The organism is Nocardia sp. XZ_19_231 (genome assembly GCF_015355705.1).
Taxonomy (GTDB): Bacteria; Actinomycetota; Actinomycetes; order Mycobacteriales; family Mycobacteriaceae; genus Nocardia; species Nocardia salmonicida.
Window position 1 is genome coordinate 790750 of the sequence record NZ_JACUZI010000002.1, and the last position, 13695, is coordinate 804444.

The window sequence follows — 13695 nt, forward strand, 5'->3', positions numbered from 1 at the left end:
GCCGACCGCATCGGTGCCTACGGTTCTAGCCTGAGAGGGATCCTTCCGTGCCCGCTGAGAACATCACCAACGTCACCGAAGACGCCAAGGCGGTACTCCAGTACCCCGGTGGCGAGTTCCCGATCTCGGTCACCAAGGCCGCGGAGGGTAACGACGGGCTCGACTTGGGCAAGCTGCTGGCCAGCACCGGTTACGTCACCTATGACCCCGGTTTCATGAACACCGCGTCGACCAAGTCGGCCATCACCTACATCGACGGTGAAGCGGGCATCCTGCGCTACCGCGGTTACCCGATCGACCAGCTGGCGGGCCGCTCGACCTTCATCGAGGTCAGCTACCTGCTCATCTACGGCGAGCTGCCGACCCAGGCACAGCTCGACGACTTCACCGATCGCATCCGTCGCCACACCCTGCTGCACGAGGACCTGAAGCGGTTCTTCGACGGCTTCCCGCGCAACGCGCACCCCATGCCGGTGCTGTCGTCCGCGGTGAACGCGCTGTCGGCGTACTACCAGGACTCGCTGGATCCGCGCGATCCCGAGCAGGTCGAGCTGTCGACCATCCGCCTGCTGGCGAAGCTGCCGACCATCGCGGCGTACTCGTACAAGAAGTCGGTCGGTCAGCCGTTCCTCTACCCCGACAACTCGCTGTCGCTGGTCGAGAACTTCCTGCGGATGACCTTCGGCTTCCCGGCTGAGCCCTACGAGGTCGACCCCGAGGTCGCCGCCGCGCTCGACATGCTGCTGATCCTGCATGCCGACCACGAGCAGAACTGCTCCACCTCGACCGTGCGCCTCGTCGGCTCCTCCGACGCCAACCTGTTCACCTCGGTGTCCGGTGGCATCAACGCACTCTGGGGCCCGCTGCACGGCGGCGCCAACCAGGCCGTGCTCGAGATGCTCGACGAGATCAAGGCCAGCGGCGGCGACGTCAAGGAATTCATCCGCAAGGTCAAGAACAAGGAAGACGGCGTGAAGCTCATGGGCTTCGGGCACCGCGTCTACCGCAACTACGACCCGCGCGCGACACTGGTCAAGCAGGCCGCCGACAAGATCCTGTCGAAGATCGGTGGCGACGACCAGCTGCTCGATATCGCCAAGCAGCTCGAAGAGGCCGCCCTCACCGACGACTACTTCGTCTCGCGTCGCCTGTACCCGAACGTCGACTTCTACACCGGCGTCATCTACCGCGCCATGGGCTTCCCCACCCGCATGTTCACCGTGCTGTTCGCGATGGGCCGCCTGCCGGGCTGGATCGCGCACTGGCGTGAGATGCACTCCGAGCCGCTGAAGATCGGCCGCCCGCGTCAGATCTACACCGGCTACGGTGAACGCGACTATCGTGCGATCGACAACCGCTAGTTTCGAACCAGCTGTTGTCGTCAAACTTGTTGGGTACAGCAATCTATCGAAGGGGATAGCCCGCATGACCAAGCCGGAGATCGAATTCCAGGAGGGCCCCGCGCCCACCGAGCTCATCATCACCGACCTCATCGAGGGCGAAGGCAAGGAAGCGGTGCCCGGTGGCACCGTTGAGGTGCACTACGTCGGCGTCGAGTTCGATAACGGTGAGCAGTTCGACTCCTCCTGGGATCGCGGCGAATCCATCACCTTCCCGTTGCGCGGCCTGATCCAGGGCTGGCAGGACGGCATCCCCGGCATGAAGGTCGGCGGCCGTCGTCAGCTGGTCATCCCGCCGGAGCTCGCCTACGGCGGCGCCGGCTCGGGCCACGCCCTCTCCGGCAAGACCCTGGTCTTCGTGATCGACCTGCTCAACGCGAACTGATACCGGTTTCTCGGCCCGTGTCTCCCCAGGGAGACACGGGCCGTTGCCGTTTCAGGGGCAAGAGCTCGGCCTCTCGAGCCGCCGGGTAATGTGCCCCGCGTATGACGGAGCCCCTATGGCTCCCGTGTGATTCGTTTCCAATGCGTTGTCCATGACAGTGACTTGTTCGATTCGCCCGGGGCCGGGTTCTTCGGGAGTTTCGGGAGGGAGATTCTCGATCATGTTCCAACACAAGGTTGTTCGCCGCGCGCTGGCTGCGGCGCTGCCCGTCGCGGTGGCGGTGAGTCTGGCCGGCGTCTCGTCTGCGGAGGTCGATCAGCAGACGCAGTACGCGGCGGGATTGTCGAGTGCGGGGGAGGGCTATCGCACCGCGGTCGCGCCGGACCTGCGCACCGTTTCCGCCTCGGTGGACGAGGGCCGGTTCCTGCTCGCACCCGACCGGGGCCGGGTCATCGTCGAGTCGGCGACCGGCGATCCGATCGGGGAGGTCCCCACCTCGTTCACCACGGTCAGCGGCAATGTGATCGCCATGGCGACCGAGATCGCGGCCGACGGGCGAAGCATGACGGTGACACCGCGGCCCACCTCTGAGGCGAGCGACGAACTGAAGAACATCGCGACCACCCCCACCGCGCAATTCCCCGACCCGATCCAGAACGCCGCCGCCGTCGGCGCCGGCGTCGGCGCGCTCATTGCCGCCGTCGTCTGTATCCCGATGATCACCACGATGATCCTCTACCTGCCGTGCGTCGGCCTGGTGGGTCTCCCGAACGCGTTGATCGGCGCGTTGATCGGCGCGGTGGTCGGCATGGCCGCGCCGAACATCATCCCGCAGGTCCTGCCCTAGGCATGAAAACCATTGCGGCCCGGTCAGATCCACCGACCGGGCCGCAGCTTTTTCACTCCCGGACGACTTCGACGGGGTCGGTGAGGGCAAGGGCCAGGGCGGATTGTTGGGACTGGCCTCGTGGGGGGAGGGCTTCGAGGGCCTTGCCGGTTTGGGTGTTGAGGTTGCCGACGATGTTCTGTAGGGCGCCTACGCCGCCGGTGAGTTGTTCCACGGCCGAGAGGAGTTGGGCGCCGCCCTGTTCGGCGAGGGTGGGCAGGCCCTTGGCGAGTTCGGCGCCCTGGGTGAGTTGGTCGCGGGCGCTGTTGAGGCGGGCGACGACGGTGCGCAGGAGGGTGCCCAGGTCGGTGTTGGGATCGACTGCGGCGCCCGTCAATTCGCTGAGGCCGTCCAGTTGTGTGCCTGCCTGGTTCGACACTCCTCGTAGTGCTTCGAGTTTGGTGATGATGTCGGCGAGTTGGGGGTCGCCCGCGAAGGGGAGGGCCTTCAGCAGCGGCAGGATCTGGTCGAGGCCGGAGCCCATGGCCGCCGCGCCGGCTTGGACGCCGGCGATGGTGACGCCGGTGGCGCCGAGGGCATCGGCGAGCTGGGTGGCCTGCTTGGCGGCGCCGTCGACGGTTTGGTTCAGCAGCTCGATGGCCGAAGTGAGTTGGCCCGCGCCCTCTTTCGCGTAGTCGAGGAACCCGAGCATCTGTTCCGCACCGCCGCTGAACTGGCTCGCACCGTCGGCGGCGGCGTTCACGCCCGCACTGAGCAGTTGGGCGGTGAACTGGACGGAGGTCATCTGGTTGCGTGCCTGCGAGACCGCGGCCAGCGCGGCGTCGACGCCGGACGCGCCGATCCGGTGGGTCACCACGTCCACCGCGCCGTTCACGGTGTTCGTGTCGGCATCGTCGTGGGTGGTGACGGTGACCTTGGCGCGCTTGGGTTCCGGGGTGGCGAGGGTGGCCATCGACGCGGTGAGATCGGCGGGCAGGGTGATCACGGCGGCGAAATCGTCTTCGTCGATCTCCCCGGGCTTCGCGACCGTCCATTCGTAGCCGCCCGCGTCCTGCACGGCCTTGGCCACGCGCTCGCCGGTGGGCCCGGAATCGGCGTTGACGAGCGCCATCCCGGTCGGCATCGCCTCCTTGCCCGTGCAGGCGACGGCACCGCCCGCCAGCGCGAGAGTGGTGGCAAGGCAGAGCAGACGCGCACGTTTGTCGATCACATCGGTGAAGGTATCCCCGGATTTCGGTGCCGGAGGTGGGAGATGTCTGAGAGTTCTTTGAGGAAGGGCCGGTCGCGGGTAGCTGTCGGTGTGCTGGCCGAATAGGGTGAGCGGTCGCTCATCGATAGCTGACTTTTCAAACTATGTCTTGTGTCACAACGGGTTACGCAATCCTGTGGTGGTTGGTACAACTCTCGAGTCAATCGACATCGAGATTTTTTCGATTCGTCCGGGGGGTTCGGGGATTCTTCGGAAGCATCGGGAGGGAGCACCGAATATGTTCAACCACAACATCACTCGCGCCGGTCGCCGCGCGGTCTTCGCCGCACTGCCGCTGGCCGTCGCCGCCTCGCTCGTCACCACGGGCACCGCGGCCGCCGACGTCACCGTCGAGCGTCAGGGCGAGATCGCGACCGCGCTCGGTAGCGAGGGCGTTTCCGAGGGCGTCGGCTACAAGACCGTCGTCTCGCCGGACCTGCGCACCATCTCCGCGACCGTCGACAACGGCACCTTCGTGCTCTCGCCCGACTCCACCAACGTCGCCGTCGTCTCCGCCACGGGCGCCAAGGTCAGCGAGTTTCCGCTGACGCTGGCCACCGCGGGCGGCAACAACGTCGCGCTGGCTTCGGTCATCTCCGAGGACGGTCGCACCCTGCAGATCGCCCCGCAGCTGTCCGCCGCCACCACCGACGAGCTGAAGAGCATCGCCACCAACCCCGAGGCCGGCAACCACGACCCCGTCCAGAACGGTGCGGCCGCCGGTGCCACCGTCGGCTTCCTGACCGCGGCGATCCTGTGCATTCCCGCACTGGCCGCGTTCATCATCGGCTACTTCGTCTGCGCGTTCACCTCGGGCGTCTCCATGGCGATCACCGGCGCGGTGCTCGGCGCGGTCATCGGTCTGGTCATCCCGGACGCGATCCCGCAGGTTCTGCCCTGATAACAGCTTCAGTCGCTGCGCGTTAACTGTGCGGTAGTCTCGCGAGTATCTTCACCCGTGCCGATCAGGCGCGGAACTCACGAGAGTGGAGGTTCGATGTCCGACACCGACGATGCCAAAGCCAAGGCCAAGGCCGAGGGCGAGAAGATCGAGGCGGAAGCGAAGAAGGCAGCGGCCAACGTGAAGGCTGCTGCCGAGCGCGCGGCGGGCAGAGTGAAGGACGCTTTCAAGAGCGACAAGTAGTAGCGAGCTCGGCCCCGCACCCACCGTCAGCACGGGTGCGGGGCTTTCGTGTTTCTACCGGGCCGAGCGAGCGGGCAGGTCGATGACGAGGCGGGCGCCGCCGAGCGGACTGTCCTCGAAGTACGCCAGCCCGCCGTGCAACTGGGCCTGTTGGGCGACCAGCGCGAGGCCGAGACCCGAACCGCCCTTGGCGGCGTTGATGCCACGGGCGAACCGCGCGAAGACCGCCGCGCGTTCTCCCGGCGCCACGCCGGTGCCGTTGTCGTCGACGGCGATGACGATCCGACCGTGCGGAGTGCGGTGCGCCGAGACGACGGCGGCGGTGGCGCCGCCGTGCTTCACCGAGTTGGTGAGCGCGTTGTCGACGGCGAGGCGCAGGCCGGCGGGCAGGCCGCGGGTCACCAGTTCGGCGTCGGTGTCGATGCGCACCGACAGGCCGGGGTTGTGGCGCATGGCGTCGTGGGCGGCCTGGTCGCACAGGTCGGCGACATCGGTGGGCACGTGATCGGTTTCGGCGGTGAGATCGCCGCGGGCGAGCCGTTCCAGCGCCGACAGGGTGGTTTCCACCCTGGTCTCGTTGCGGGCGAGGTCGTCGAGGATCTCGCGGCGCTGTTCGTCGGTGAGGTCGAGGGTGCGCAGGACCTCGAGGTCGGTGCGGATCGCGGTGAGTGGGGTACGCAGTTCGTGGGCGGAGACGGCGGCGAAATCGCGGGCCGTCTCCAGCGCGGCGGCGGTCTCGGCCTGCGCCTGGTCGACGCGGGCCAGCATGGTGTTCACCGCGTCGGCCAGCTTCACCGCCTCGTCGACACCGGAACCGTCGACCGGTCGATCGTGCTCGTCCGGCTCGCCGCCTGCGCTGCGGGCCGACACCTGCCTGGTCAGCTTCACGATCGGGCCGACCGCGCGCCCGGCGAGCAACCAGCCCAGCGCCGCCGCGGCCGCCACCGCGATCGCCGCACCCGCGAGGACCCAGCGCTGCTGGTCGTCGGTCGCCTTGGTCGCCTCGGTGGTCGGAATCGCCAGCGAGACAGTGCGGCCCGCGGGCTGGTTCTCGGTGGTGGTGAGCACCCGGTAGGGCTGGTCGTGCAGCTCGACGGTCTGCGAGCCGGGGGGCAGGTCCGGCAGTTGGGTCGAACTCGACGCGGTCACCTGGCCGTCGTCGCGCACCGTGAGCGCCATGGTGTTCTGCAGGCCGGTCAGGTTGACGAAACCGGTTGCCAGTACAGGCTCGATCAGCACGATGCGCGAAGCGATTTCCAGTTGCTGATCGGTTTGGGTGACATTATTGCGTTCGATTGCTTGAAAACCCACGAAAGCGGCGATCGTGACGATGATGACCGCACCTGCCGCAGCCGCTCCCGCGACTCTTGTCCGGAGCGAAAACGATTGTCTGCGACGATGTTTCAGCGTTGGATCGGGGATCATTTCGATTCCCGGAGTACGAAACCCACCCCGCGAATCGTGTGCAAAATCCTTGGCGTGTCATCTATTTCGAGTTTCCTGCGCAGGTATCCGACGAACACATCGACCACATTCGTATCTGCTATGAAATCGTAACCCCACACCAATTCCAGCAGTCGCTCGCGCGTCAACACCACACCGGCATTCCGGGCGAGCGTGGACAGCAATTCGAATTCCCTTTTGGTGAGCTCGATTTCGCGTCCGTGCAGGAGCGCGCGATAACCCGCGACATCGACCAGCAACGGGCCGACGGTCAGCGCACCGGGCGCCACCGGGTCGGGTGTGTCGGTGCGACGGCGCAGCAGGGCCTTGATCCTGGCCACCAGTTCGGCGAGCTCGAACGGCTTCACCAGATAGTCGTCGGCGCCCGATTCGAGGCCCGCGATCCGGTCGTCCACCGAGGCGCGGGCACTGAGCACGCAGATGGGCACGTCGTTGCCCATCGCCCGCAGGGCGGTGACGACGCCCGCACCGTCGAGGACCGGCATGTTCATGTCGAGGACCACCGCGTCGGGTGCCTGCTCGGCGACGGCGCGCAGCGCGGCACCGCCGTCGCGCGCGACCAGCACCCGGAACCCGGACAATCGCAGGCCACGTTCGACCGAGGCGAGAACGTCCTCGTCGTCATCGACGACGAGGACCGTAGAGGAAGTCACGAGGGTGATCTTAGGTGGTCACGGGGCCGGGGAAACCGGGTCGTTGTCCTGTTCAGGGGTGGCGGTCGTGGTGATGCTGCCGAGTGGGGGGTTGGCGAGGATGCGGTCGGCGAGGGCCGTCAGGACGTGGGGATCCTCGATGGTCGCCGGGGTTTCGACGTGTTCGCCCGCGGTGAGCTGACGGATCGTCTTGCGCAGGATCTTGCCGGAACGGGTCTTGGGCAGGCCGGTGACGATGATCGAGTCGTGCAGGGTGGCGATCGCACCGATCTGGGCGCGCACCCGGTCGTCGAGCTCGGCGCGCAGTTGCTGCTGGTCGATGTCGACGCCCTGCTTGAGCACCACATACGCCAGCGGCAGGCTGCCTTTGAGCTCGTCGGGCATGCCGATCACCGCGCATTCGGCGACGGCCTCGTGCCCGGCGATGGCGGCCTCGATGCTGCCCGCCGAGAGGCGGTGCCCGGCGATGTTGATCACGTCGTCGCTGCGGCCGAGGACGTAGAGGTAGCCGTCCTCGTCGAAGTAGCCGGAGTCGCCGGTGAGGTAGTGGCCGGGGAAGGCCGACAGGTACGAGCGGATGAAGCGTTCCCGGTCGCGCCACAATCCGGTCAGGCAGCCAGGGGGAAGCGGCAGTCCGATGACGATGTTGCCCTCGGTGCCGGTGGGCACCGCGTTGCCGTTCGCGTCGAGTACCCGCAGCCGATAGCCGGGCACCGGCACACTCGCCGAACCGGGCTTGACGGGCAGTTCCTGCAGGCCGAGCGGGTCGGCGCAGATCGGCCAGCCGGTCTCGGTCTGCCACCAGTGATCGATCACCGGGGTGTCGGGATGCTCGGCGAGCAGGGTGTTCGTCGCCCACTCGAGGGTGGTCGGATCGAGGCGCTCGCCCGCGCAGAACAGCGCGCGCAGCCGGGACAGGTCGGAGCGGTTGGCCGCGGTGGCTTCGGGGTCGGCACGGCGGATCGCGCGCAACGCGGTCGGCGCGGTGAACAGCACCCGCACGTCGTGCTCGTCGACGATCCGCCAGAACGCGCCCGCGTCGGGGGTGCCGACGGGCTTGCCCTCGTAGAGCACCGTCGTCGCGCCGACCAGCAAGGGCGCGTAGACGATGTAGGAGTGGCCGACCACCCAGCCCACATCGGAGGCGGCCCAGAACACCTGACCAGGGCCGACGTCGTAGATATTGCGCATCGACCAGGCCAGCGCCACCGCGTGTCCGCCGTTGTCGCGCACCACGCCCTTCGGCTTTCCGGTGGTGCCCGAGGTGTAGAGGATGTAGAGCGGATCGGTGGCGGCCACCGAGACCGGATCGGCGGGCGCGACGCCGTCGACGCAGGCATTCCAATCGACCCAGCGGGCGGCGACGGTCTGCTCCGAGGACGGCAGCACGTCGGTGGCTGGCAGGGCGGCGGGGAACTCGATCGTCGTGAACTCGGGTCGCTGCTTGACGATCACCGTGCGCACCGACGCGGTCTCGGCGAGGTCGAGCGCGGCCATCACGATCGGCGGGTAGTCGATGCGGCGATGGGGTTCGAGCCCGCCCGAGGCGGTGACGATCAGGACCGGCTCGGCGTCGTCGATGCGGGCGGCCAGTTCGGGCGCGGCGAACCCGCCGAACACCACCGAGTGCACCGCGCCGATGCGGGCACACGCCAGCATCGAGATCACCGCTTCGGGGATCATCGGCAGATAGATCACCACTCGATCACCGGCCACCACACCGAGATCGCGCATGGCCCCGGCGAACTCGGCCACTTTGTCGAGCAATTCGGCGTAGGTGTAAATCGTGGTGGTGTCCGTCATAGCGGAGACATATATGAGGGCGGGTCGATCAGCGTGTCCACCCTCGTCGACAGTGCCCGCTCGGACGTGGCGGTCGAGGGCGTTCACACAGGTATTGAGGCGGGCGTCGGGGAACCATCGGGACGATCGCTTATCGGCGGCATCGACGATCTGCTGGGGTTCGACATCCCACTCGATGCTCTGAGCTGCGGCGGACCAGAAGTCGGCTGGGTCGACCAGGCTGGTCTGATAGACCGGCCGGTACTCGTGTTCGGTGTCCAACCCCGTGACTCCCTAGCCTCGCTTCGATGCCCGCTCGATAGATCCAGATGATTGTGGCAGACTTCACGCGACACCCGAGGGGGTGCCGCGACCTTTGGTTTTGCCTACAACAGGCTGGTCATGGAGCGGACCTCGACCGGGAGTCAGCCAAGAAGTTATTGATCCGTTAGAATCCGATGTCACTTATTCGGGCAGTCGTAGACGCAATTTCTCGGCCAGCCGTAGTTCTCGGCCAGCAGCCACTGGCGAGCCACCATCGCGCCTGTGGAGGTTCGCCTCAGGCGTACGGTACGAGGCCAGTTTGGAAAGTGAGTGGGAGATGCGTGACGCCGCTAGGTCCGGCAGTAAACGCTGGGCGCTCGGCAACTGGGACCTGCGTTGGAAGGTTACGGCCGTACTTGCCGTGCCACTCGCGGTCGCGGTCGGGCTCGGCGTGTCGAGAATTACCTCGGAGTTCTCGGAAGCCAACCGGCTGTCGAGCATCAATGAGCAGATCGACACGATTCCTTCGGTCACCGCGCTGAGCGCGAGCACCGCGAAGGTCGCCGGCAGCCAGATGGTGCCCGCAGGCCCCGGAGTCAGCCTGGTCACCGAGAAGGACCTCACCGAGCTCGACGCCGCCATCGCTGCGGCCGAAGTCGCCCGCGGCAGGTTGGTCGATCTGCCGAAGGCACACTCCGCGCTGGAGCGGATGGTCACTCAGGCCAAGACGGTGCGTGGGCAGGGCACGGCGTTGACTACGTCGGCAGAGCCCGCGCTGGCCTCGGTCGAGCAGATGCGTAAAGAAAGTGTCGACATCGTCGAGACGACCGTCGCGCAGGTGAGCGATCCGGTGATGGACACGGCCAAGCTGCGCCTGGTCGACTCTCTCAACACCCGCTCGCTCCTCGTAGACGAGCTCGCTGGTCTCTCCGAGATGCTTCGTGGTCTGCCGACCGGATCGCAGAATTTTCTCACCGGCGTCAGCACCGAGAACCACCTGCTCGAAGTGCTCGCCATCCGCTTCCCGGCCGGCGACCGGGTCATCGCCGACCTGAAGGCGCAGGCCGACACCCGGAAGAACCTGATCAGCAGTCCCGAAGTGCAGGCAGGCAAGTTGCCCGTCAGCGACCTGCGCACTTCGCTCTACACCAGCCTCATCGGCTACGAGGGTGTCGTCAACGAGGCCACCAAGGCGATCGAGTCCTCGATGGACGAGCTGGCAGGCGCGGCCGCCACCGGCGCCTGGACCTATACCGCGGTCGTCATCGCGACGATCCTGGCCGCGTTGCTGCTGGCCGTGTTCGTCGCCCGCTCGATGATCGTGCCGCTGCACCGCCTTCGACTTGCCGCGCTGCGCGTCGCCGAGTCCGATCTTCCGCACGAGGTCGCCCAGCTCCGCAACGGTGCCGCGCCCGAAGACGTGCCGCTCGAGCCGATGCCGGTGCGCTCCGACGAGGAGATCGGCCAGCTCGCCCGCGCCGTCGACGATATCCACGGTCAGGCGCTGCGACTGGCCAGTGACCAGGCGCAGATGCGTTCGCAGGTCAACGACATGTTCGAGACCCTGGCCCGGCGCTCCAAGTCGCTCGTCGACCATCAGCTCACCCTCATCGAGGCGATGGAATACGACGAGAAGGACCCGCGCCTGCTCGAGAACCTCTTCCGTCTCGACCACCTCGCCGCGCGCATGCGCCGTAACGGTGACAACCTGCTGATTCTGGCCGGCACCAAGCAGCGCCGCACGAAGTCGGCCCCGGTCGAGATCGCCGACGTGTTGCGCGCCGCGATCTCCGAGGTCGAGGACTACGAGCGGGTCAAGCTCGGCGCCACGCCGCGCGGCTCGCTGGTCGAACCGGCCGCCTCCGACATGGCACACCTGTTCGCCGAGTTGCTCGACAACGCGCTGCGGGCCTCCCCGCCCGAGACCGACGTCAAGTTCACCTTCGCCCAGGCGCACGACCAGGGTCTGCTGATCGAGGTCGCCGACCGCGGCATCGGTATGCCGCCCGCGGAGATGTCGGAGATCAACCACCGGCTCGGGCAGACCGCCGAGCCAGGTCCCGACACCGCGCGCCACATGGGTCTGTTCGTGGTGGGCCGACTAGCCGAGCGCCACGGTCTCACCGTGCGACTGCGCCCGACCTTCGACACCGCCCGCGATCCCGGCGTCACCGTCACCGTGCACGTGCCGGTCGGCCTGATCGTCGCGGTGGCAGGCGGAACGGTGATCCCGCCGCAGCAGTTGCAGAAGCAGCAGCCGAGCCCGCAGACACCGCCGCAGCAGCAACAGCCGAACCCGCAACAGCAGCCGAGCACCATGCAGACCCGCGCGATCACCCGGACCCCGGGTGGCAACGTGATGGTCACCGTGGATCCCGGCGTCAGCGGGCCGACCCCGGCGGGTGCCGGTGGTGGGTTGCCGCAGCGTCAGCCGGGTAACTCGATGGCTTCGGGCGTGGCCCAGGACGCGACCGAGCAGTCGTCGCCGTCGCTGCGTCCGCCCGCGCCGGGACAAGCGAACGTGCCGCAGCGCGGCAAGCTCGCCGCGGCGAATATGCCCAAACGCAATCTGGCACCGGGTGGGCCGCAGCGTCCGCCCGCCGGGCCGGGTCAGCAGGGTCCGGGTGAGCAGAAGCCCGGTGGGTTGCCGCAGGCCGGTGGTGGGTTGCCGCAGCGTCAGCCGGGTGCCAACGGTGCGCCGTCGCGCGATTCCGCGCAGGCTCAGCCGCCGCGTGACTCGGCACCGCCGCAGCGCGACCAGGCACAGACGCAGCGGGGGAGCACCCCCGGTGGTCTGCCGCAGCGTTCGCCGGGCGCCAACGGTGCCCCGCAGCGTGATCCTTCGGTCGGCCTGCCGCAGCGCGACCAGGCACCGCGGCCGCCGCAGCGTGAGCAGACCGGTGGTCTGCCCCAACGTGACCCGTCGACCGGCCTCCCGCAGCGTGAGCAGACCGGTGGTCTGCCGCAGCGTGATCCGGCAACGGGTCTGCCGCAGCGTGACCCCGCGAGTGCGCAGCGTGATCCGTCGCAGTCGACCGGACTGCCGCAGCGTGGTCAGGCAAGCGCCGCACCGCAGCGTGATTCCACGCCGCCGCAGCGTGATCCGTCGACCGGCCTTCCGCAGCGAGGCAATCCCGCGGGCGGTCTGCCGCAGCGCGATCCCGCGCCGCGTCTGCCGAGTCGGGATCAGTCCGGTGGGTTGCCCAGGCTCGATCAGACCGGTGGTCTGCCCCAACGTGATCCGGCCGGCGGACTCCCGCAACGTGAGCCGACCGGTGGTCTCCCGCAGCGTGATCCGGCCAATGGCCTGCCGCAGCGTGAGCAGACCGGTGGTCTGCCCCAACGCGATCCGGCCAACGGACTCCCGCAGCGGGCTCAGCCCGCCCGTCCGGCCAACGGCCTGCCGCAGCGCGCAGCCCCTGCGCCGCAGCAGGATCCGGCCGACAACGGTCTGCCGCAGCGCGCCCCGGCCGCGGGTCAACCGCAGCGGGACGCGCCCAACGGACTGCCTCAACGTGCGGCTGCGCCGATTGGGCTGCCGCAGCGCGATCCCGGGGCTAGTGTTGTACCGCAGGCGAACGCTGGGCCAGGAGTGGCTCTGCCGCAACGGGATCGGGACCCTGCGGGGCCGGATAACGCTGCGTCGGCAGGGCGTGATCCGGGTCGGCACAGCTTCCGGTCCAATCCGGTCAAGGCTGCGTCGTTCTTCCAGACCAGGTTGCAGCCGGCGCCGGAAGGTGATTCCGTGATGGGCGGAACACCGATCTTCGCGGAGATGATGTCGTCGTGGCTTACGGACGAGAATTCCGACCGGAACCAGATGGCCGCGTCCTTCGAATCACCCGGTGATGACGGCTGGGAGGCTGCTCGCGCGGCGAGCGAGGCCCAGTCCGAGGTGCGTACCGCCGCCGGCTTGCCTCAGCGCAGTCCGGGCGGGAGGCTTGTGCCGGGTGGTGTGAGCGGCACCGCCGATCGCACTCCGCAGCAACGCGATCCCGCCACGATCCGCAACAGCCTGAGTCGTCACCAGCAGGGCGTCCGGGATGGCCGCGCAATGAAGGCAATGAACCTAACCGGAGATAAAGGAGACCGATGAACCCCGATCTAGGTGGTACGAACCGTCAGCTGGATTGGCTGGTTTCGAACTTCGCCAACGAGGTTCCTGGCGTAGCCCATGCCGTCCTGGTCTCGGCTGACGGACTGTTGATGGCCGCGAGCGCTCAGCTCCCGGTCGACCGAGCCGAGCAGCTCTCCGCTGTGACCGCCGGACTGGCAAGCCTTTCCGTCGGCGTGTCGAATCTGTTCGAAGGCGGTACGGTACTCCAGTCCGTCGTCGAGATGGAGCACGGATACCTGCTGCTCATGGCAGTCGGCGACGGCTCATATCTGGCGGTCCTGACCAACACCTCGTGTGACATCGGTCAGGTCGGCTACGAAATGGCACTTCTGGTCGAGCGCGTTGGCCAGACGGTCCAGGCCACGCCTCGCGTCACGATGGGTTCCTGAT

The 13695-nt window shown here is 67.7% G+C and carries 11 protein-coding genes; 7 read left to right on the top strand and 4 right to left on the bottom strand.

The annotated features are described in order from the left end of the window. The first annotated feature begins 47 nt into the window (after positions 1-47). The 3 genes from IBJ82_RS10990 (at position 48) to IBJ82_RS11000 (ending at position 2632) form a co-directional block, all read left to right on the top strand. Complete coding sequence (locus IBJ82_RS10990) at positions 48-1361, top strand: citrate synthase (RefSeq protein ID WP_082843607.1); 1314 nt, start codon at positions 48-50, stop codon at positions 1359-1361. Between the two features lie 64 nt (positions 1362-1425). Beyond that, positions 1426-1785, top strand: a complete 360-nt coding sequence (locus tag IBJ82_RS10995) for an FKBP-type peptidyl-prolyl cis-trans isomerase (protein WP_194825802.1) — start codon at positions 1426-1428, stop codon at positions 1783-1785. 220 nt (positions 1786-2005) lie between these two features. Next, positions 2006-2632 carry a hypothetical protein gene (locus IBJ82_RS11000; RefSeq protein WP_194825803.1) on the top strand — a complete coding sequence of 209 codons (627 nt, stop codon included), beginning with the start codon at positions 2006-2008 and terminating at the stop codon, positions 2630-2632. A gap of 52 nt (positions 2633-2684) precedes the next feature. On the opposite strand, the gene IBJ82_RS11005 is transcribed toward IBJ82_RS11000, so the two are convergent. Then, on the bottom strand, positions 2685-3842 hold the full coding sequence (locus IBJ82_RS11005; RefSeq protein WP_228537112.1) for a hypothetical protein: 1158 nt from the start codon (positions 3840-3842) through the stop codon (positions 2685-2687). Positions 3843-4119: 277 nt separating this feature from the next. Here IBJ82_RS11005 and IBJ82_RS11010 point away from each other — a divergent pair, with 277 nt between their 5' ends. Further along, the gene (locus IBJ82_RS11010; RefSeq protein WP_194825804.1) at positions 4120-4782 is read left to right on the top strand and encodes a hypothetical protein; all 663 of its coding nucleotides are present in this window, start codon (positions 4120-4122) and stop codon (positions 4780-4782) included. 96 nt (positions 4783-4878) lie between these two features. After that, a complete protein-coding gene (locus tag IBJ82_RS11015) occupies positions 4879-5025 on the top strand; it encodes a hypothetical protein (RefSeq protein ID WP_156677508.1) in 147 nt (48 codons plus the stop codon). Between the two features lie 54 nt (positions 5026-5079). Here the strand turns inward: IBJ82_RS11015 and IBJ82_RS11020 are convergent, their stop codons facing one another. From IBJ82_RS11020 to IBJ82_RS11030, 3 genes are all read right to left on the bottom strand, one after another. After that, entirely contained in the window at positions 5080-6336 is a 1257-nt protein-coding gene (locus tag IBJ82_RS11020; RefSeq protein ID WP_370585261.1) for a sensor histidine kinase, read from the bottom strand. Positions 6337-6446: 110 nt separating this feature from the next. After that, entirely contained in the window at positions 6447-7142 is a 696-nt protein-coding gene (locus IBJ82_RS11025; RefSeq protein ID WP_357211792.1) for a response regulator transcription factor, read from the bottom strand. 18 nt (positions 7143-7160) lie between these two features. Next, positions 7161-9206, bottom strand: a complete 2046-nt coding sequence (locus IBJ82_RS11030) for an AMP-binding protein (RefSeq protein WP_194825806.1) — start codon at positions 9204-9206, stop codon at positions 7161-7163. Between the two features lie 319 nt (positions 9207-9525). On the opposite strand from IBJ82_RS11030, the gene IBJ82_RS11035 reads away from it, so the two are divergent. After that, entirely contained in the window at positions 9526-13284 is a 3759-nt protein-coding gene (locus IBJ82_RS11035) for a sensor histidine kinase (RefSeq protein ID WP_194825807.1), read from the top strand. Continuing rightward, positions 13281-13694: a roadblock/LC7 domain-containing protein gene (locus IBJ82_RS11040; protein WP_011207200.1), complete on the top strand. Its 414-nt coding sequence runs from the start codon at positions 13281-13283 to the stop codon at positions 13692-13694. Before IBJ82_RS11035 ends, IBJ82_RS11040 begins: the two co-directional genes overlap by 4 nt. The last annotated feature ends 1 nt before the right edge of the window (position 13695 follow it).

Coding starts and splice junctions, on each gene's coding strand:
- IBJ82_RS10995 (WP_194825802.1), top strand. CDS start 1,426: ATGACCAAGCCGGAGATCGAATTCCAGGAGGGCCCCGCGCCCACCGAG.
- IBJ82_RS11000 (WP_194825803.1), top strand. CDS start 2,006: ATGTTCCAACACAAGGTTGTTCGCCGCGCGCTGGCTGCGGCGCTGCCC.
- IBJ82_RS11010 (WP_194825804.1), top strand. CDS start 4,120: ATGTTCAACCACAACATCACTCGCGCCGGTCGCCGCGCGGTCTTCGCC.
- IBJ82_RS11015 (WP_156677508.1), top strand. CDS start 4,879: ATGTCCGACACCGACGATGCCAAAGCCAAGGCCAAGGCCGAGGGCGAG.
- IBJ82_RS11035 (WP_194825807.1), top strand. CDS start 9,526: ATGCGTGACGCCGCTAGGTCCGGCAGTAAACGCTGGGCGCTCGGCAAC.
- IBJ82_RS11040 (WP_011207200.1), top strand. CDS start 13,281: ATGAACCCCGATCTAGGTGGTACGAACCGTCAGCTGGATTGGCTGGTT.